Raw genomic sequence first — 18,006 nt, 5'->3', positions numbered from 1 at the left:
CGCGCCCAGGCCGGTCCCGGTCACCCGCGGGGCTTGGCGAGGGGGCCCGCGTCCACGTCGTCCGGCGTGTCCCAGTCGCGCAGCACGGCAGGGTCGAGCGAGCACACGGCGGCCCCGACCTCGTCGAAGAGACCTTGCAACGAGAGCGCCCCACGCCCGAGCCTCGCCTCGGCCACGGGAAGCACACGCGCCGGGTCGAGCGCCGACAGCAGCGGCTCCCATCGGCCCTCGCGGCGCGACGCGACGATCGCGTGACCTGCGAGCGACGCGACGAGCTCGCGCAGCACACCCGCCTCGACGTACGGCATGTCGCACGCCACGACGATCACGGGCTCCGGAGAAGCGTGACGCAAGAGACCGACGAGCCCCGAGAGCGGCCCCGACGAGGCCACGGCGTCGCCGACGATCGGCACCCCGAGCTCTTCGGCCACGCGCGAGAGCTCCAAGCCCTGGCCCACGACACACGGGTCGAGGCCCGCCTCTCTCCCGACCCGCACGGCACGCACGAGGAGCGGCTCTCCGGTCGGCCCGGGCATGAGGGCCTTCGAGGTCCCCATGCGGCTCGACGCCCCGCCCGCGAGCACACCGACCTTCACCCCGCGGCCTCGGGACGAAGCAAGATGTCGCGCATGTCTTTGGGCATCTTGGCGAGCCTCTGCGCGTCGTCCACGCAGGCGAGCTTCGTGTGGCCCGTCGCGATGAGCGTCTCCCCGCGCGTGAGGCGGTACGCGTACACGAGCGAGGCCCCACCGACCTCCGCGAGCGTCGTCGCGCACGAGAGCTCGTCGTCGAATTTCGCGGGTGCGTGGTACTTCGTGAGCGCCTCGACGACCGCCGTGTGCACACCCGCGCCGACCCACTCCGAGTAGAGAATGCCTCGGCGGCGCAGCCACTCGACGCGCCCCGCCTCGAAGTACTGGAGGTAGTTCGCGTGGTGCACGATGCCCATCAAGTCGGTCTCGCAGAAGCGGACGCGGAACGTGTGGACCGTCGTCGCGACGGCCGGATCCGGGGTGATTCGCGCCATGCCGGCCTCTCTACCACACGGAAGCCCAAGAGCGCCTGAACGGGCTGCCACGTCCGAGCGACTCGAATCGACAAAAAATGTGCGCGACCTCCCGACCGAAGCCGCTCCACCCATCATCATGAACGGTCGCTCCCTCGCTTTCTCCTTCGTCTCCATCCCCACGCTCACGGTCGCTCTGGCGCTCTCGGCGTGCAGCTCCAGCACGCCTTCGACACCGACCGGCACCGAGCCCGCCACGAGCTCCCCCTCGTCCGACGGCGGTGTCGCGGCCGACGGCGCGACCGGGCTCCCGACGACGCCAAAGGGCGTTTGCGCGGCCCTCATCGACTGCATGGCCGACATCGCGCCCGAGGCCGTCGGAGGGCTCGTCTCCCTCTACGGCGAAGCGAGCAACTGCTGGAAGGGCACCCCGGCCGAAGCCGAGGCGTGCGGGAAGGCGTGCACCAAGACGCTCTCCGAGCGCCCCGAGTGCACGTCCACCACGACGAACGCGCATTTCCTCGCGCTGTGCAGCACCGACATGTCGAGCGGCCTCATGAAGCTCGACGCCGAGATCTCGTTCTCCCCGAGGCAGGGAGGCACGCTCGTGCTCCGCCCCTTGGCCTACGCTTCGATGCAATACCAGAAGACCCGCGCCCTCTCGACGCTCCCTCCCCTCGTGCTCACCGCCGACGGAGATCGCGCATCCGGAAAGACGACGACCTCCTTCGACCTCCCCCCAGAGTCGCTCGATCCGTCCTTCCCGATGGGTCGCGCGGTCCGCGTGACGAGCCTCGCGATCAGCGATTTTCGCCTCCAAGGCTCAGGGTTCTGCGCGAACGAAGTGCTGTCCACCTCCGAGGTCGGGCAGGTCCGCGGCGCGTGCGTGTACCTCGCTCTCCCCGACGGAGCGCCCATTCCCCGGCTCGACCCGAGCGCCGTGCGAAGCTGCAGACCCGAGCTCTTCGAGGACGCGAGCGGGAACAACGGCGGCTGAGGTACACCTCGAGATTTGACGTGAGGGCTCCACTCCCGTAGAGCCTCCTCGTGGCCGAAAAACGCAGGCTCCCCGTCATCCAAGCGACCTCGTCGCCACGCGAGCCCGACGGCAGCGCCGAGGGTGACGGCGAAGAACGCCCTCCTTGGCATTGGGTCGGGTTCGGCACCGTGGGCACCTTCGGAGCTTGGCTCCCGCTCATGGGCCTCGCGCAGATGGTGTCGAACCAGCTCGTCGCGTCCACGCTCGGTGTCACGGCCAGCCCCGAGGCGATGCGTGTCGCGCTCGCCGCGGCCCCCGAGCTGCGCCTTCGTGTCGGCCTCGCGCTCGCCGTGCCTCACGCGTTGGCCCTCGCGCTCGCGTCGGCCGCGGGCGGTTTCCTCGTGGGTCGCTATTCGAAGGGCCTCGGTCCACGCGAGGCCGCGATCGCGGGTGTCGCTCTCGCGATCATCGTCGGAGGGCTCACGTTCGGCAGCGTGGGGCTCATGGGCTTCGTCACCACGCTCGTGCTCTCCGCGCCCTTCTCGGCCCTCGGTGGGCACATCGGCAAACGGCGCGCGCCCCCGGTCACGCCTTAGGCGGCCTCGCCTTTCCCTCGTAAACCACCGAAACCACGAGACTATTCGCGCGTGCGGCCGCAACGAAGCCTGCGCGCGCGTGTGGTATGCAGCGGTCGTGCGTCTGCGTCTTCGGCTTCGGCTCGGGCAATTCGGGATCCTCTTCGGCGCGGGCGTGGCCGGGCTCTCGGTGGCGCAAACGACGGGCCTCGGTCTCGTGACGATCCTGCCTGCCACGCTCGTCGCTTTGTGGGGCATGCGCGCGTGGGGGCGTCGCGCCGTCGCGGCGGAGAGCGAGCGCCTCGTGCGGGCCATCGCCGCCGAGCGGACCGGAGAGGCCCTCGAGCACGTCGCGAGCCTCAAAGAAGCCTACGCCGACTACCCCGCCATGCTCACGCAGCTAGGCGTGAACGAGGCGGCGCTCCTCACGTCCGTTGGACGAAACGGAGACGCGCTCCGCGTGCTCGAGGCGATCGACCGCGAGAAGCTCGCCGCGCCTTGGAGACCATGGCACGCGAACAACCTGGCGTACTGCCTCGCCGAAGAGGGCCATGCCGAGCGCGGGCTCACGCTCGTGCGAGAGTCCATCGCGCTCTCCGAGAGCGCCGCGAGCAGCGGGGAGAAGATCGTCGGGCAGGACGCGCTCGAAGCAAGCCAGCTCGGAACTTTAGGGATCTGCCTCGTCAAGACGGGCGCCCACGAAGAGGCGCGCGTGCACCTCGAGCGCTCCCTCGACCTCGGCGGCCCCCCCAGCGTTCGTGCGATTCGCGCCTACTACCTCGGCGAGGCGCTCCGTCCCTTGGGGCGCGTGGACGAAGCGAAGGCGGCCTTCGAGCTGGCCCTCCGTGAAGCCCCCGAGAGCACCTGGGCTACACGCGCCCGCGAGGGCCTGGAGAAGCTCACGGCCTACCGCTGAGCACGTCGCGCCCCCCTTCCACGGGGGCGCCCGCTCCGACCGAGGGCACTGGGCGGCGACGAAGCATGCGCACGACCGCGGGGAGCGCGAGCCAAAAGCCCGACACGGGCATCCACACTAGGCCGAGCGCGACGAGCGAGAGCGTGGCGAGGCCGACGGCGCGCAGCGGCGCATCGCGCGCCTCGAGGGCGTCGATCGCAAGGCCCGCCACGGCGAGCACGCCGCCGAAGAGGACGAACCACGCGACGGCGCCTCGCATCGGGTCGTCGCCGATCGCGTCGGCGAAGCCCGCGTGAACGATGCTCGCCAGCGTGGCCCGAAAGACGACGAGCGCGAACACCGTGTGCACGGCGGACACGCCAAGGAGCCAGCGCCCCGCGAAGCGCCTCACGAGAGCCCCCGCGCAGCCACGATCGCGAAGCACACCGAGAGGAGGAGCGAGAGCGGAGTGAAGAGGCCATCGTCCCACCGCGCGAACGGCGTGCCGAGGACGCGCTTCGTGAGCCCGACGAGGCGAAAATCTCCGAGGGCCCGCAGCCCGAACACCGCCGCCCCGGCGAGCGTGACCCATGCCCAAGGGGCCGAGCCGAAACGCGCGGCGACGAGCACGAACGCCCCCGCCCCACCGAACACGGCGGCGACCACCCCCGTGAGGGCTCGAGGCGGCGAGAACGCCGGTCTCCCTGCGATCTCCGGGATGGCAGCCCGTATCCCCCAGCGTGCTCCGAAGAGCCACGCGACGTGGACGGCGGAGATCCCCAAGAGCACCACGCCCGCTACCCCCGCCGCGTAGGGCGCGACCGCGCCGACGTGCGGCCCGACGACCCCTGCGAGACCCCCGAGCAAGAAGAGCGCCCACGCGAAATGCCGCCCACGCGAGACCACGAGCGCGAGCGCCCCGGAGACGAGCAGCATCACGCCCACGCTCGTGAGCGCCCACGCGCCCCCTGCGCGACCAAGAACGCCAGCGCGAGCCACGCCACGCTGAGCAGGTGCCACGCGAACCTGAGCGTCCGCGCCGTGAACGCGCGCCCGAGCGGGAGCCCTTCGCGCGGGAGGGCCGACGTGAGGAGCGGCCGCAGGAGCAGCTTCTCCCCCAGCGCGGAGTGAAGCAGGGCGAGGACGACGAGGGTAGCGGCGCAGACTCCGTGGCTCATGGGACCTCCATACGCTTGCGTATGGACCCATAGGGCAGGCATGGTCGCTCTTCAATACGGTACCGTATGGAAAAGCGACGACCCCGCGAACGACCCACGAAAACGGCCTCGGCGCGCGCGCTCGGCCCCGAGGCATGGCTCGCCGCGGCGTGGGAGGCGCTCGCGCGGGGCGGCGTCGAGGGCGTACGCGTCGAGCCCTTGGCGGCGCGCCTCGGCGTGACCAAGGGGAGCTTCTATTGGCATTTCCGCGATCGGGCGGCGCTGCTCGACGCGCTCCTCGAAGACTGGGAACGGCGCGCGACCCTCGGGGTGATCGCTCGGGTCGACGCGTCCTCCGAGGCGCCACGCGCGCGCCTCGCGGAGCTCCTACGCGTGACGACAGGCGCCCCCGAGGCCCCCGACGCCGAGCACGCGATCCGCGCGTGGGGGGCGCACGATCCCTCCGCGGGCGCGCGCCTCGCGAGGGTCGACGAACGACGCGAGCGCTACGTCGAGGACCTGCTCGTCTCGGCGGGGGTCACGCGCGCCAAAGCAAAACATAGGGCGCGCGCGCTCTACTTGACCCTCATCGGGGAGTACGCGCGGGTCTCCCACGGGGGCGCCCCGACGAGCCCCGCGACGTGGGCCGAGCTGCTCGAGCGCATGCTGCCGGACACGGCGCCCGCCCGCCCGACGCGCCCACGCGCGGAGCGGTGACGGGTCACTTCGTGACGACGAGCTTCTTCTCACCGTACGTCGCGCGCACGTAGCTTCGGAGCGCGAACGTGTCGGCGCCGAACGTGTCGACCGTGCCGTCGGGCCAGCGGATCTCGACTTTGGCCTTGTTTTTCCCTTCGACGCACGCGTTCGCGCCGCCGAGCCCGAAGAGGAGCGTCGAGCCGTCGATGCTGTCGTACGTGCCACGGCTCGACTTCTTCTCGCGCACGATCACGCGGTCGCCGAGGCGCACGGTGACCTTCGTGCCGAACGCGTCCGTGTGCACCTTCTTGCCGTCGCCTCGCACCGAGATCGCGAGCCACTGCGCGTCTTGCCCGATCGTGTTCTCGAAGAGCAGGTTCGCCCGCCCGCCGCCCATGTCGCGCGCGCCGAAGAGCAGATCCGGATCGCCGTCGTGGTCGATGTCGGCGAACGCGAGGTTCTGGCCTCCCTTGCCGCGCTTGCCTCCCTCGGCCGTGTCGTTGATGCCGGAGGCGAGCCCGAGGCTCACGAAGGTGCCGTCGTCGTTCTGCCGAAAGAGGCCGAAATAGCCCTTTTGTTCGGGGTTCGAGTAGTTCGCCTCGTACTTGTCGGTGCGTGTGAGCGCGAGGTCGAGGCGGCCGTCGTTGTCGAAGTCGACCGTGGCGCCGTCGATGTCGCCCTCGTTGTAGGGGAGCCCGCGGTCGAGGAACTGGTTCTCGAACGCGAACGACTTGGCCTTGCCGCCGTTCACGAGGAGCTGCGTCGGGTCGCTCCAGAGGCGGCTCTCGTCCGCGCCGTCGCCGTGGCTGATCGTCGCGAGCCACACGTCGGGCAGGCCGTCGCCCGTCACGTCGGCGCAGTCGATGCCGAAGCCGTTCGAGCCGACGATTTTGTCGGCGGACACGGGCTGCGCGTCGCGCCCCTTGCCCGCGCGAGGGCTCCAGTACGTGCCGGTGGCGAGCGCGTGGAACCCGCGCTCCTGGGCGACGTTCGAGAACGCTCCGGTGCCGTCGTTCTCCCAGAGCTGGTTCCAGCCGTTCTTGACGCTCACGCCGTAGGTCGACACGAGCACGTCGAGATCGCCGTCGTCGTCGTAGTCGCACGCCACGAGCCCGTTCGAGGGCTGCGCGGGCACTCCGGGCAGGCTCGCCGCCGTGACGTCGGTGAAGGTCCCGTCGCCGTTGCCACGAAGGAGCGCGTTCTTCGCGCTGAAGCTCGTCTGCCCGTTGCCCACGAAGAGGTCGACCTTGCCGTCGTTGTCGAAGTCGGCGAACACGGCGTTCGACGCGTATTTCAGCCCCTCGACGCCGCTCTTCTCTTTGACCGAGAACTTCCCTTTTCCGTCGTTCAAGAGGAGCACGCTCGTCTGCCCGGCGAGCTCGATGTCGAGCCCCGCGAAGCAGTCTTGGTCGCCGTCGTTGTCGACGTCGGCGAAGGCGAAGAACCCTGCCTGCACCGCCTTCAGCCCCGAGGCCTCGGAGATATCCTCGAAGGTGCCGTCGTGTTTGTTCCGAAACACGAGGTGATCGAACGGGATGCCCTTCTGCGGGTTCGGGAAGAGCGAGTGCATGACGGCGTCGTCCCAGCCGTCGCCGTCGACGTCGACCATCGCGAGGCGGCTGTGGTCGTTGATGGGGATCGGGGTCGCGGGGCTCGGGACGAAGTTGTCCTTCTGGATGCCGCTCTTCTCGGAGATGTCCTTGAAGAAGTCTCGCTCGGGGGCCTTCGCGGAGCGCGCTTCGCAGGGCGTGCCCGGGGGCTCGGCGCCACCGTCGGTCGTCTCGGGGTCGACCGTCGTGGTCGTCGAGCATGCGGCCGCGAGGCCGACGAAGGCAACGAGGCTCGGACCGAGGAGAAGACGAGAGAGGCGCGTGCGCATGCGGGCGGTTTGGACGCGATCGGCCGTCCCCGCACGTCTCATTCGGGCAACCACCCCTCGGGCACCTACATTCGCCCACCCTGCGTCGTTAGAAGCGGACGACCGCGCCCGCGATGGCGACACGTCGCCCATCGGTGAGCCGGAGCTCGGTGCCGGTGGTGCGCCAGTCGCGGTCGTAGGTGCGGTACACCGTCGTCGTCTTGAAGGACGTGCCACGGTCGCGCGAGGTCGCGTACCTGCCCGAGCCGAAGGTCGGGTCGACGTCGTAGCGCGCCTCGACGACCTGGGAGAGGACGGCCGGAGACGCGGAGAGGGAGAGCCAGAAGCGCGCCGGATCGCGCGGATCGTGGATGGCGACCGTGCGCACCGTCGTGTCGTCGACCGAGGCCCCACCCGTGGGCGGCGGGGGAGCCGGCTCGGGCGAGGGCGTCTGCGGAGGCGAAGCAGGAGGCAAACCCGCAAAGGACACGGGCGTCGTACGACCGTCGTAGGTCACGCTCCGAATCGCCAAGAAGTAACAGGGCGACGACTGGCAATAAGCGACGGGCAAATGGCCATACCCACGCGCGCCGAAGGAGCTCCCCCACGAGTTTTTGAAGGTGAAATAGCCTCCACCGGCGTAGCTCGTGTCGCGCACGAAGCCCGTCACCGCGACGGCGTGCCCTCCGCGTTTCCAGCCGCTCGGCATGGGCACTCGGCCGCTCGCGTCGGCCCCGAAGTTCCTGTACGTCGTGATGCCGAGGACGAGCGGGTGACCTGCCTCGAGCTCGGCCAGCACCTCGGCGAGGGACTCGGGAGCAGCGTACTGGGCGACCTTCGCGACGCGACGCGCGCGGTAGTCGGGGACCGGGTTTCCGTCGTACGGCCACGCCGCCTCGGGCGCGATGGGCACCTTGGCCGCGGTCTTCACCGACGTGAGCATCTCGTAGCGCCGGTACGACTGGTAGTGGTCGATCTCCGAGAGATCGATCTTCGCCCCGAGGTGCCGCCCGACGAGGTTCTCGATCGCCGCCACCGTCGCGAAGGCAGTGCACCAGCCTCGGCTCCCCTGGCCCTTCGCGGGCGTATCCCACGCGACGAGGCTCGTCGTCTTCGCCGAAGCGGGGAGCGGTCGCGAGAAGTCCGCGCGCGGGAGGCCGGCCCCGAGCTCGAGCTCGTCCTGACCGACGACACCGTCCTCCGACTGGCTCACCTCCTCCGCGGCCCCTTCGTCGCCGACCTCGGCAGAGCACGCGGTCTGCATGGCCAAGAGCAACACGGTCACCGTCCCGAGCAGGCGTCGCGAGGGCATGCCTGCTCGCTTCGCACGATCCGTGCCCACATTTCAGCACACCCCACGCGCCGGCTTTTTCGGGGATTTTTGCGATCTCGGGCGGCCCTCGCGCCGGGCGTCCGATGGGCCGGTGATCCAGCCTTGGTCACCCTGTCCTACCCAATTTCGAGGCACGGAGGTTCTCGGCAACTTTTTCCGATCCCGAGCGTTCTCACGAGACCGTGACGTACCGAAGCACCGAAGACGCCCTCCGCGAAAAGACCCGCTCCCTCGAGGAAGAGAGAGCCCGCCTCGAAGCCGAACGAAAAGGGAGCGAGGCCCTCGTCGCCGAGGAAGCGCGCCTCAAGAGGCACCTCGAAGCGCTCACCACGTTGCGGACTCGCGCGGCCGAGAAGCGCGCGCTCCCGATGCTCGACACGATCCGGATCGCGTCGCCCTGCTCGGCGAGCTGGGACGCGATGGTCGGTGACACGAAGAGCCGCTTCTGCGGCGCGTGCGAGAAGCACGTCTACGATCTCTCGGCGATGACCCGCGAGGAGGCCGAGCTGCTCGTGCTCGAGCGCGAAGGCGAGCTTTGCGTGAGGCTCTATCGCAGGCGCGACGGGCGCGTGCTCACCCAAGACTGCCCCGTCGGCGTTCGGCGCAAGCGGCTCCGCGTCGCGGGCATGCTCACCTTGGTCGCCGGCGTCGGCGCGGCCCTCGCGGGGTTCGGGGCCTTCCGCGCGACGCGTACCCCGCTCTCCACGTACGACGACGACACCCTCGTGCAAGGGAAGATGGGCTTCGCCGAGCCCGTGCCCGCCGCGGACGACGCCTCCACGCCACACGTGATGGGCACCGTCACGGCCCCCGCCCCGACCCCGCCGCCGAGCGGCTCCCAGAAGACGATCACGCCCGTGAAGGAGCCGAAATGAGCCACGATCCTGCGTCCCGTTTGGCCGACAAAATCGCCGCCCTCGAGGCCGAGCTCGGCACACTCGAAGAGCGCCGCCGCAGGTCCGACGAGCTCACGGCGCACGTCGCGCTGGTCGAGACCGAGCTCCGCGAGAGCCGACGCGTCCTCGCGACCCTCGAGGCCACACGCACGAAGGCGAAGCGTAGGCTCACGACCCTCGACGATCTCGCGGTCGCGTCCCCGTGCGAGGCCTCGTGGTCGAGCATGGTCGGCGACGACAAGGTGCGCTTCTGCGGCGAGTGCCGGAAGAACGTCTACAACCTCACGGCGATGACCCGCGACGAGGCCATCGCCACCGTGCACGACCGCGAGGGCGAGGTGTGCGTGCGCTTCTACCAGCGCGCCGACGGCACGGTGCTCACCGCCGACTGCCCCGTCGGAGAGCGCAAACGAAGGCGCCAGAAGCTCGCAGCGGCGATCTTGGTCGGCATGGGCGTCGCCTCGACGATGGCGGCCTTCGCGTGGGTGATGACCGACGATGCCCCGGAGCCCGTCCCCCCGCCCCCGGCCGTGATCGCCATCCCGACGGTCGAGGCCACGAGCGTCCCCGAGCCTCTCCCTCCTCCGACCGCGAGGCCCATCATGGGTGGCGCGGCGCTCCTCGGGCACGAGACACCGGAGGCTCCTCCGAAGAAGCCTCCGCCGCCCCACGTGAAGATGGGAAAGATGGCCCGTTGAGCGCGAGCGGCTGCCGGGGGCGCCTTGGGTAAAAAAGAGTCCGACGATTCGCCGTCGGACTCCGACCGCACACGCTCCGCACGTCAGGGGTTGACGAGGATGGGCCCAGGATCGACGAGGATGGGCCCCGAGGTCCTCGGGCTCGTGTACTGCGAGAACTGGAGCCGGCGCGAGAGCGCTTGCCCGCTCGGTTGGTAGTTGTACGTCGTCGAGAGCACGAGCCCCGTCCCACCTTGCGCGAGCGACGGCGGCGTCGTCGAGTAGCGCGTCCCGAGCGTCACCTCGGGGGCCCAGGACGTGCCATTCAGATAGGTCCAGTAGACCGACAGCGACCCGGGGCGCGTGTGGACGAGGTGAAGGTACCCGTCGTGCGCGGCGATCTGCGCCTCGTAGCCCTGGAGGAAGGCCCCACCACCCACGGCGGGGATGCCCGGGAGCGACCAGCTCGTGCCGTCGAACCGGGTGACCGCGAGGTTCGTGGTCGAGCCGTTCCTGTGGGCGACATGGAACTGATTGGCAAATACCGCAGCCGAGAGGCGCGACGCCGAATACACGTTCGGGACGTAGGACTGCGGCGAGAGCGTCTCGCTCGCGTCGAGCGTGGCCGTCCAGACCTGGTTCGTCGAGGGGCTCGTGCCCACCATGCGGAGGCGCCCGCCGTAGGCCGCGATGGCCGGCGTGAACCTGCTCGTGAACGGGAGCTTGAAGTTTTGCGTCCACGTCTGGGTCGCCGGATCGAAGCGGGAGACCCAGATGGCCGTCGTGTCGGACTGGCCATTGTGAAAGAGGTAGAGATACCCGTTGAAGGCCGCGAGGCTCACCTTCTGCGAGGCGTACTGGTTCGGGATCTGGACGTCGACCGCGAACTGCCCGCCGTCGAGGCGCGTCCACCACAGGTTCTCCGGAGACGAGTCCCCAGAGTGAACCATGTAGGTTACACCGTTCAGGGTCGCCATCGCGCCGCCGTACCACGCGGCCTGCGAGTCGGGGCCCACGTTGACGGAGGGGCTCCAGTCGAAGGTGCTGAGGGCGGAGCTGGTGCTCCCGACGAGGGCGTCCGGCTCGGAGGCCTCCGAGGTCGGCTCGAGCGTCGCGTCGGCCGCGCAGCCCGCGACGAGAGAGAAAGAGAGAGAAGCCGTGGCGAGCGTGGCGATGCGGAGAGCACGGGAGAGCATGGTCGGGTCCTTTCGGTAAGGCGACGAACGTCGTCGTCGCCGGCCCTATGGCAATCGACATGCCACCCGTCCGAGCGCACAAAAGGGCCGAAATCCGCCCGATCTCGGCACCTTTCGAGCGCTACACGCGGGGCGCGCCCGGAGCGCGCCCTTACCTTCGGGTCACCGCGAACGACGCCTGCGCGCGGCCACCGCCACGACGGCGACGCCAGCGGCCACGAACGAGGGGAGGCCCGCGCCGCCGCGAGACGTCGTGCACCCCGAGCTCTCCTCGGCGGAGGGAGACGCGGCGGGCTCGACCGGGGCGGGCGCCGAGAAATCGGCGAAGGATGCCGCGAGCTCTCGACGCGCGTCCAGGTAGTCCTTCCCGCGGGTCGGCCACGAAGCAGCTCCGCGGGCCGCGCGCATCGCGACGGGCACGATCCGCTCGACGACCGCGTCGGCCTTGGCCTTGTCCTTCGCGCGCGCGAGCTCCACGTAGGCGGCGTCCTGGGCGCCACGGCGAACGTTCTTGAGGCGAACCGAGGGGAAGACCTCGTCCTTGTCGAAGGTCGTCATACCGGGCGGAACCTGCCGACCGGGATACACCAAGATACCGTCACCATTGGAGAAATTGCCGCCGGCGTTCCGAAAGGACTCGGCCACGGTGTACGGGTCGGTGTTCGTGTCGGGCAGCTTGCCGCCCCCGCGCTGCGTCCACGACGTCGCCTCCCAGTACACCCACCGCGAGATGTCGTAGCGGGCCGATATCCAGGAGTTCGCGCGGAGGTCGGTCGCGGGCGTGTCGAGCACCATCGCGCCGCCGTGAGGGCGCTTCCCGTTGTTCGCCCAGACGCGCTTGCCGAGCTTCACGGCGGCCGCGGCGGTCTCGGTCCCGAAGACCTCCGTCTGGAGGAGGATGACCTCGGGGAGGAGGGTGGTCGGATCGCTGTGGCAGGCCGCGCCCACGCGCAGGCGCTTCGTGAGCGGATCGGCGTCGAGCGCGGTGCGCCACGTGCGGGGGAACGTGAAGTCTTCTTCGCCGCCGTCGAGGTAGGCGTCGTCGAGCACCTTGAGGGCATCGAGCTTCTTCACCATCTCGGTGACGACCGCGAGCTTCTGCGGGTCGGCGTCCTCGAGCTCGCCGTAGGCGCCGATGACCTCGATGCCCTCGGGTTTGCCCGCCCCGGGGCCGACGTACCCCTTCGCCGGATCGTAGGCCTCGCCGGTGAGGTACGGCGCGTCGGCGTCGACGTCGGCCGCGACGAGCGTGTTTCGAAAGGCCGCGACGTGATGCGCGTGGAAGAGCCTTCGCATCTGGAGCTCCGCGTTGCGGTTGCCCATGCGCGCCTCGAGGTTCGAGGGGTCGTAGTACACGGTCGGAGCGTGTTTTCCGTACGGGATCGGCGCGCCGTCGAGCACACGGAGGCGGACCTTTCGCGTCACGAGGGCGCCACCGGAGCTCACCGTCAGGTTCGCGTCGTAGACGCCGGGCGCGGCATCCTCGGGGACGGCGATGTCGACCCACAGCGCGCCACGCTCGCCTTGTTTGGCCTTGGTGGGCACGGCGGGGACGAGAGCGTCCGCGTAGAATCCGAGGAGGCGCGGCTCGGGCTCGGCGCCCGCACGGAACGCGACGCCCGAGCCACGGGTCCCCCCGGTCGTCCGCTTGATCTCGACGAACTGCTCGGCGAACGTCTCGACGCGCGGGCTCACCGTCTTGTCGCCGTTCGCGAAGGGCCCGAGCGTCACGGAGAAGTCCCGAACGTTCGGCGTCTGGCTCTCGACCACCGCCTGGAACGCCACCACCTCACCGCGCAGCGCGAAGAGCTCGGCGACACCGGGGTAGACGGACTCGGGGAGCGGCGCCGTCTCGTCGCGCGGGATGCGCTCGCCGTCGTCGAGGAGCGTCAGCCGAAAATCGGCGGGGGGCGCGGGGTCGGCCGAAGCCTGCCCGGCGACGCCGAGGGCCGACGCGGTGAGCGCGAGGAGGACGAGCGAAGAGCCGACGGACGTGCGCATGATGAGCCTCGATCGAGTGGCGCCCGACGACGAGCACCTGAAACGTGTAAGATGCAAAGAGAGGGCCACCTGCCCCATCGAGGTCGACCGACGCCGCCCCGACACGGGCCTTATCGCAGAACGCCCCTTTTGCAAGCCGATTTGGAGGCCCCGAGGCGCCGGGCAGGCTACCTTCGTACGCGATGGCGCTCGAGAATCTCCCCGTGGGTCGCAAGGTCGTCGTCCAAGAGCTCGGCGAGACGCCGCCCGAGGCGATCGAAAATCACCTCGCGATCGTGCCGATGGAACCGCCGAAGCCCGCCGAGCTCTCCCCGAGGGACGTCGTCGTCGCGGTGCGAAGGGCGCAGGTCGGCTGGGTCGATCTCATGATGACGAGCGGCCAGTACCAGCACCTCGCGAAGCCCCCGTACACGCCAGGGCTCGAGTACGCCGGCGTGGTCGTGTGGGTCGGGCCGGAGGCGGAGAGAGAGACGCGCCTCGTCGAGGGGGAAGAGGTACTCGTCGACGGTTTGCTCGCGGGCCCGCGCTCGCTCGGGGCGTACCAGAAGTGGGGCGGCTTCGCGTCGTACGCCGTCGCGCCCTGCGAGGCCGTGATCCGCGTCCCGGGCATGCTCTCACTCGATGCAGCATGCAACCTTTTGGGCAACTACGAGACGGCCTACCACGCGCTCGTCGCACGCGGGAAGGTCCTCGCCGGCGAGACCGTGCTCGTGCACGGGGCCTCGGGGGCGACGGGGCTTGCGGCGGTCGAGATCGCGAAGATCCTCGGCGCGAAGGTCATCGCCACCGGCCGCTCCGACGAGAAGCTCCGCGTGGTGCGCGAGCGCGGCGCCGATCACACGCTGGTGCTCTCCGAGGCCGAGGGCGGCGTCGCGTCGATGCGCGATCGCGTGAAGGAGCTCACCGCGGGGCGCGGCGTCGACGTGGTGTACGACGGTGTCGGAGGAGACATCTCGGTCGAGAGCCTGCGCTGCCTCACGTTCGGCGGGCGCTTCCTCGTGGTGGGCTGGGCGTCGACCCCGTTCGTGGCCAAGGGCAAGGGCGGGCGCGGCGCCCCGAACGCGAACGTGCTGCCGACGAACCTTATCCTCATGAAGGGCATCGACGTGCTCGGGTGCCCGACCGCGATCGCCACGGCCAAAGATCCGAGCCTCCGCGCGCCGCGGCTCGCGAAGGTGCTCGAGTGGGCCGAAGACGGTAAAATCAGCCCGTTCGTGAGCGCGAGCTACCCCTTCGACGAGTTCAAGGCCGCCATGATGGCCAAGTGGAACGGCGAGATCACGGGCGGCGGCGTGCTCGTGATCGGGTGAGGGCATTTCCCCACGCGCGCGTGGGTCTTGTAGAATCTAGGTTTCTTGGAGGAAGTCATGCGCAAGGTCGGTCTTACGGTGTCGCTGCTCGTCGTCTCGGCTTCGCTCGCGGGGGCGTTCACGGCGTGTGTCGGGGACGACCCGGTCGCCGTCCCCCAAGACGCCGCGACCCCGCAGGACGCCGCCACGACGACCCCCGACACCTCCACGCTGCCCCCTCCCGACGGGGCCGCCCCCGACGCGCAGGCCCAGGCGCAGATCACCGCCGACGCGCGCGCGTTCGTCCGTCAAGGAGGCATGGTCGAGATCGACGCCAAGATCGAGCGCAAAGGCCTCGCGGGTGAGCTCGCCGTCACGGTGACGGGCCTCCCCAAAGGGGTCACGGCCCAACCCGCCGTGTTCGCAGCCGCTGCGTCGACGACCAAGGTCACGCTCGTCGCCGCGAACGACGCGACGGTCGGCGAGGCGCCCATCAAGCTCGAGGTCTCGGGGGCCGCTCCGGCTTCGCTCAACCTGCTCGTCGCGGGGCCGTCGGGCACGCTCGACACGACCTTCGACAACGACGGGCTCGTGCTCGTCACGGCGGATCCCACCGCGGTGTTCTATGCCGCGCGCGTCCAAAACGACGGGAAGATCGTGGCCGTGGGCGCGCAGAACGGCGGCGCCGCGGGCGGCGGTTGGTACGTGAAGCGCTACAACGCCGACGGCTCCCCCGACGCGGCCTTCAACACCGCGGCGGCCGCGGCCGTGCCGGGGCAAGGCATGGCGCGCGCGGTGGCCTTCGAACCGGGCAGCGGCAAGATCGTCGTGGCCGGCGGCGCGGGCACGACCGAGCGGCTCGCGGTCGTGCGGCTCAACCCGAACGGCGCGGCGGACCAAGGCTTCGCGAACGCCGGCACCCTCATCGTCGACTCTGTGACGCACCCGAACGGCTCGCGCGCAAACGGCGTCGTGGCGTTCGGGAACGGCACGGTGCTCGTCGCGGGGACACGAACCGAGGGCGGCGGCGGCGGCACGGGCATCGTCGATCGGTATCTGCCGAACGGGACGCGCGATCCGGCGTTCGCGTCGTACGTCTCGCCCACGGCTTCGGCGTTCACGGGGCTCTTGCCGCTCGCGGGGAGCGCGTTCTTCGTCACGGGCACCGAGGCCTCGGTGTCGCCTCCGGCGCAGATCGGCCTCCGGCTCCTCGGGAACGGCACCCCCGACGCGACGTTCGGCAACCAAGGAAAGCGGATCTACGCGTCGGGTTGCCGAGGCGCCGCGTCGGCCCTCGCCACGAACGGCGACGTGGTCATCACCGGCCAAGACGTTCGGGGCCCGTCGTATTGCGTGACCCGCGTGGCCGCGCAGGGCAACGGCGATCTCGTCTACACGCAGAGCATCGGGGGCGGGAACAGCGAGCAGTTCACGGCCGCCGCGTCGGGCCCCGGCAACACGACGTACGCCGCGGGCAACGGCGGCGGGAGCCAAGACAAGGTGGCGATCCTCGAGCGGCGCCAGCCCAACGGCAACCTCGATCGCACGTTCGCTTCGGCGGGCACCTACGAGCTCGAAGACCCGGCCACGCCCGACACGTACATCTACTCGATCCAGGGAGCGACCACGGGCGACGACGGCCGCGTCCTCATCGTCGGCAGCCGCGCGTCGAGCAACCGGGGCCCTTTCATCGCGCGCTTCTGGCCGTAAGCCGCGGGATCTCCTCGTGTTTCTGTCGTGCTCGCGCGGCACGGCGAGGGTCGTTCCCGAGGCTTCCACGTGTGCTAAGACCACGTGCGGGGGCCGTGCGAGTGTCCGCGCGGCTCACGGAGGAAGTCATGCGGAAGCTCGGTCTCGTGGGGTCGCTGCTGGTGGTGTCGGCGGGGTGGCACGCGCTCGGCGCCTGCACGGGGGACGAGCCCGTGGCGGGGGTGCTCGACGCGGGCACCAAGGACGGCGCGCTCCCCGAGGCAGCGCCTCCCGGCGAAGGAGGGGTGGGCTCGCCCAAGCTCGCAGCGAGCGTTCCACGCGCCATGCTCCGGCAAGGGGGGACCGTCGAGATCGCGCTGACGCTCACCCGCGACGGCCTCGAGGGAGACGTCGCGGTGTCCGTCACGGGGCTCCCCAAGGGCGTGACGGCCGAACCGGCGGCGTTCGCGGGCACCTCCACTGCGGCGAAGCTTGTGTTGAAGGCCGCCGCGGACGCCACGCTCGGCGACGCGGCGCTCACGATCGAGGCCAAGGGCGCCCCCGGCCTGACGTTCCCGCTCCTCGTGGCGGGTGCCTCGGGGACACTCGACACCACCTTCGACACGGATGGGGAGGTGCTCTTGCCCCAGACGGAAGGAGGGCCGTACGCCGCCGTCGTTCAAACCGACGGAAAGATCGTCGTCGTGGGCGGAGTGTTCATGTCGCAAACACCATGGATGGTGCGACGGTTAAACCCGGACGGAACCATCGATTCGGCGTTCGAGACTGCCGTCCGCCCGTTCATTCCAACGCCGGGCGAGGCGGAAGCGGTCGCGCTCGACCCTACGAACGGGAAGATCGTCATCGTCGGATGGACGGGCGGAAACCCGCGTAAACTTACCATTTTGCGGCTGCTGCCCAGCGGCGCCCCCGATACGTCCTTTGCCAAGGCAGGCGTCTACCGAGCCGATGCCTTCAGTGACCCAGAATCGTCCTATGGGCATTCGGTCACGGTCCTCTCGAATGGTGATTTCCTCGTCGGTGGAATCACACGCGGGACGCCAAAAGGCTCGATCGAGAAGTTTCTCCAAAACGGCGTTCGTGACTTGCGGTTCTCGCCTTACGAGACGCCCGATGGAGAGTCGGTGCGCTCCGTCTTCGAGCTCCCGGGGGGTGGGGTATTCGGCGTGGCCGGAGGGTTTGGGGTCCGGTTGTTGGCCGACGGAAAGCCCGATCCGACGTTCGGAACGGGCGGTGCGAGGTCGTACGGCTCGGATTGCCAGATTGACGAGTCTGCACTGACAAGCGACGGCGACGTCATCATGGTGGGGAAGCAAAGCTCCGGGCCCGTGCCACAGGCCACCTGCATCCGGCGCGTCGCAGCGCGGACGACAGGCGATGTGCGCTACTCGATCACCAAGGGGGCGGCAATCTTCTCGGATACGTCGGTAGCGGTGGCGGGTGATCGTGTGTACGTGTCGACGACAGGCGGCACTTCGAGCGAGTACTACTCGACGATCGAGCGCATCCTACCCGACGGGAAGATCGACACCTCGTTCGCTAAAGGAGGCACGCTACGGCTCGACCCGCCGCCCGCATTCAAGACCTCCCCTACGGTCATCCGCGCGCTCGCGACGCTGCCCGATGGTCGGCTCATCGTGGTGGGCATTAGCTCTCACGCCGGTCCCTTCGTGGCGCGGTACTGGCCTTAGCCCCGAAAACACGAAGCGCCGCGGTGGGGGCCGCAGCGCTCGGT

At 69.9% G+C, this 18,006-nt stretch carries 18 protein-coding genes; 9 read left to right on the top strand and 9 right to left on the bottom strand.

The annotated features are described in order from the left end of the window. Positions 1 to 20 precede the first annotated feature (20 nt). Together IPK71_12180 and IPK71_12175 are read right to left on the bottom strand one after the other, a co-directional pair. On the bottom strand, positions 21 to 596 hold the full coding sequence (locus tag IPK71_12180; GenBank protein ID MBK8214491.1) for a molybdenum cofactor guanylyltransferase: 576 nt from the start codon (positions 594 to 596) through the stop codon (positions 21 to 23). Next, complete coding sequence (locus IPK71_12175; GenBank protein MBK8214490.1) at positions 593 to 1,027, bottom strand: acyl-CoA thioesterase; 435 nt, start codon at positions 1,025 to 1,027, stop codon at positions 593 to 595. The genes IPK71_12180 and IPK71_12175 overlap by 4 nt, the downstream gene beginning before the upstream one ends. 118 nt (positions 1,028 to 1,145) lie before the next feature. Between IPK71_12175 and IPK71_12170 the strand changes: the two genes are divergently transcribed. The 3 genes from IPK71_12170 to IPK71_12160 all read left to right on the top strand — a co-directional run bounded on the left by IPK71_12170 (position 1,146) and on the right by IPK71_12160 (position 3,476). Beyond that, positions 1,146 to 2,003 carry a hypothetical protein gene (locus IPK71_12170; GenBank protein ID MBK8214489.1) on the top strand — a complete coding sequence of 286 codons (858 nt, stop codon included), beginning with the start codon at positions 1,146 to 1,148 and terminating at the stop codon, positions 2,001 to 2,003. 50 nt (positions 2,004 to 2,053) lie between these two features. Beyond that, complete coding sequence (locus IPK71_12165; GenBank protein MBK8214488.1) at positions 2,054 to 2,581, top strand: hypothetical protein; 528 nt, start codon at positions 2,054 to 2,056, stop codon at positions 2,579 to 2,581. Between the two features lie 97 nt (positions 2,582 to 2,678). Continuing rightward, positions 2,679 to 3,476 carry a hypothetical protein gene (locus IPK71_12160; GenBank protein MBK8214487.1) on the top strand — a complete coding sequence of 266 codons (798 nt, stop codon included), beginning with the start codon at positions 2,679 to 2,681 and terminating at the stop codon, positions 3,474 to 3,476. Here the strand turns inward: IPK71_12160 and IPK71_12155 are convergent. The 3 genes from IPK71_12155 to IPK71_12145 are packed head-to-tail and all read right to left on the bottom strand — an operon-like array spanning position 3,460 to position 4,633. Then, entirely contained in the window at positions 3,460 to 3,867 is a 408-nt protein-coding gene (locus IPK71_12155) for a hypothetical protein (GenBank protein MBK8214486.1), read from the bottom strand. The genes IPK71_12160 and IPK71_12155 overlap by 17 nt on opposite strands. After that, positions 3,864 to 4,391, bottom strand: a complete 528-nt coding sequence (locus tag IPK71_12150; protein ID MBK8214485.1) for a DUF3995 domain-containing protein — start codon at positions 4,389 to 4,391, stop codon at positions 3,864 to 3,866. The genes IPK71_12155 and IPK71_12150 overlap by 4 nt, the downstream gene beginning before the upstream one ends. Next, positions 4,391 to 4,633: a hypothetical protein gene (locus tag IPK71_12145; protein MBK8214484.1), complete on the bottom strand. Its 243-nt coding sequence runs from the start codon at positions 4,631 to 4,633 to the stop codon at positions 4,391 to 4,393. Before IPK71_12145 ends, IPK71_12150 begins: the two co-directional genes overlap by 1 nt. A 66-nt stretch (positions 4,634 to 4,699) precedes the next feature. Here IPK71_12145 and IPK71_12140 point away from each other — a divergent pair, with 66 nt between their 5' ends. Beyond that, positions 4,700 to 5,329 (top strand): TetR/AcrR family transcriptional regulator, encoded by a 630-nt coding sequence (locus IPK71_12140; protein ID MBK8214483.1) that lies wholly within the window; start codon positions 4,700 to 4,702, stop codon positions 5,327 to 5,329. Positions 5,330 to 5,333: 4 nt separating this feature from the next. Here the strand turns inward: IPK71_12140 and IPK71_12135 are convergent, their stop codons facing one another. Together IPK71_12135 and IPK71_12130 are read right to left on the bottom strand one after the other, a co-directional pair. Next, positions 5,334 to 7,190 carry a CRTAC1 family protein gene (locus IPK71_12135; protein MBK8214482.1) on the bottom strand — a complete coding sequence of 619 codons (1,857 nt, stop codon included), beginning with the start codon at positions 7,188 to 7,190 and terminating at the stop codon, positions 5,334 to 5,336. Positions 7,191 to 7,278: 88 nt separating this feature from the next. Continuing rightward, a complete protein-coding gene (locus IPK71_12130; protein ID MBK8214481.1) occupies positions 7,279 to 8,481 on the bottom strand; it encodes a C1 family peptidase in 1,203 nt (400 codons plus the stop codon). Between the two features lie 203 nt (positions 8,482 to 8,684). Between IPK71_12130 and IPK71_12125 the strand changes: the two genes are divergently transcribed. Beyond that, a complete protein-coding gene (locus tag IPK71_12125) occupies positions 8,685 to 9,377 on the top strand; it encodes a hypothetical protein (protein ID MBK8214480.1) in 693 nt (230 codons plus the stop codon). Then, positions 9,374 to 10,096, top strand: a complete 723-nt coding sequence (locus tag IPK71_12120; protein ID MBK8214479.1) for a hypothetical protein — start codon at positions 9,374 to 9,376, stop codon at positions 10,094 to 10,096. The genes IPK71_12125 and IPK71_12120 overlap by 4 nt, the downstream gene beginning before the upstream one ends. 83 nt (positions 10,097 to 10,179) lie before the next feature. On the opposite strand, the gene IPK71_12115 is transcribed toward IPK71_12120, so the two are convergent. Together IPK71_12115 and IPK71_12110 are read right to left on the bottom strand one after the other, a co-directional pair. Continuing rightward, positions 10,180 to 11,271: a hypothetical protein gene (locus IPK71_12115; protein MBK8214478.1), complete on the bottom strand. Its 1,092-nt coding sequence runs from the start codon at positions 11,269 to 11,271 to the stop codon at positions 10,180 to 10,182. A 162-nt stretch (positions 11,272 to 11,433) separates the two neighbouring features. Next, positions 11,434 to 13,272, bottom strand: a complete 1,839-nt coding sequence (locus IPK71_12110) for a DUF4091 domain-containing protein (protein ID MBK8214477.1) — start codon at positions 13,270 to 13,272, stop codon at positions 11,434 to 11,436. A 182-nt stretch (positions 13,273 to 13,454) separates the two neighbouring features. Between IPK71_12110 and IPK71_12105 the strand changes: the two genes are divergently transcribed. The 3 genes from IPK71_12105 to IPK71_12095 all read left to right on the top strand — a co-directional run bounded on the left by IPK71_12105 (position 13,455) and on the right by IPK71_12095 (position 17,962). Next, the gene (locus IPK71_12105; protein ID MBK8214476.1) at positions 13,455 to 14,582 is read left to right on the top strand and encodes an NADPH:quinone oxidoreductase family protein; all 1,128 of its coding nucleotides are present in this window, start codon (positions 13,455 to 13,457) and stop codon (positions 14,580 to 14,582) included. 57 nt (positions 14,583 to 14,639) lie between these two features. After that, complete coding sequence (locus IPK71_12100; GenBank protein MBK8214475.1) at positions 14,640 to 16,271, top strand: delta-60 repeat domain-containing protein; 1,632 nt, start codon at positions 14,640 to 14,642, stop codon at positions 16,269 to 16,271. Between the two features lie 128 nt (positions 16,272 to 16,399). Next, positions 16,400 to 17,962 (top strand): delta-60 repeat domain-containing protein, encoded by a 1,563-nt coding sequence (locus tag IPK71_12095; protein ID MBK8214474.1) that lies wholly within the window; start codon positions 16,400 to 16,402, stop codon positions 17,960 to 17,962. Positions 17,963 to 18,006 lie beyond the last annotated feature (44 nt).

The sequence above is a fragment of the Myxococcales bacterium genome (assembly GCA_016712525.1).
In the GTDB taxonomy this organism is placed as follows: Bacteria; Myxococcota_A; Polyangia; order Polyangiales; family Polyangiaceae; genus JAAFHV01.
Note: the sequence above shows the minus strand (reverse complement) of the source record. Positions and strands in the feature narration are given on the sequence as shown.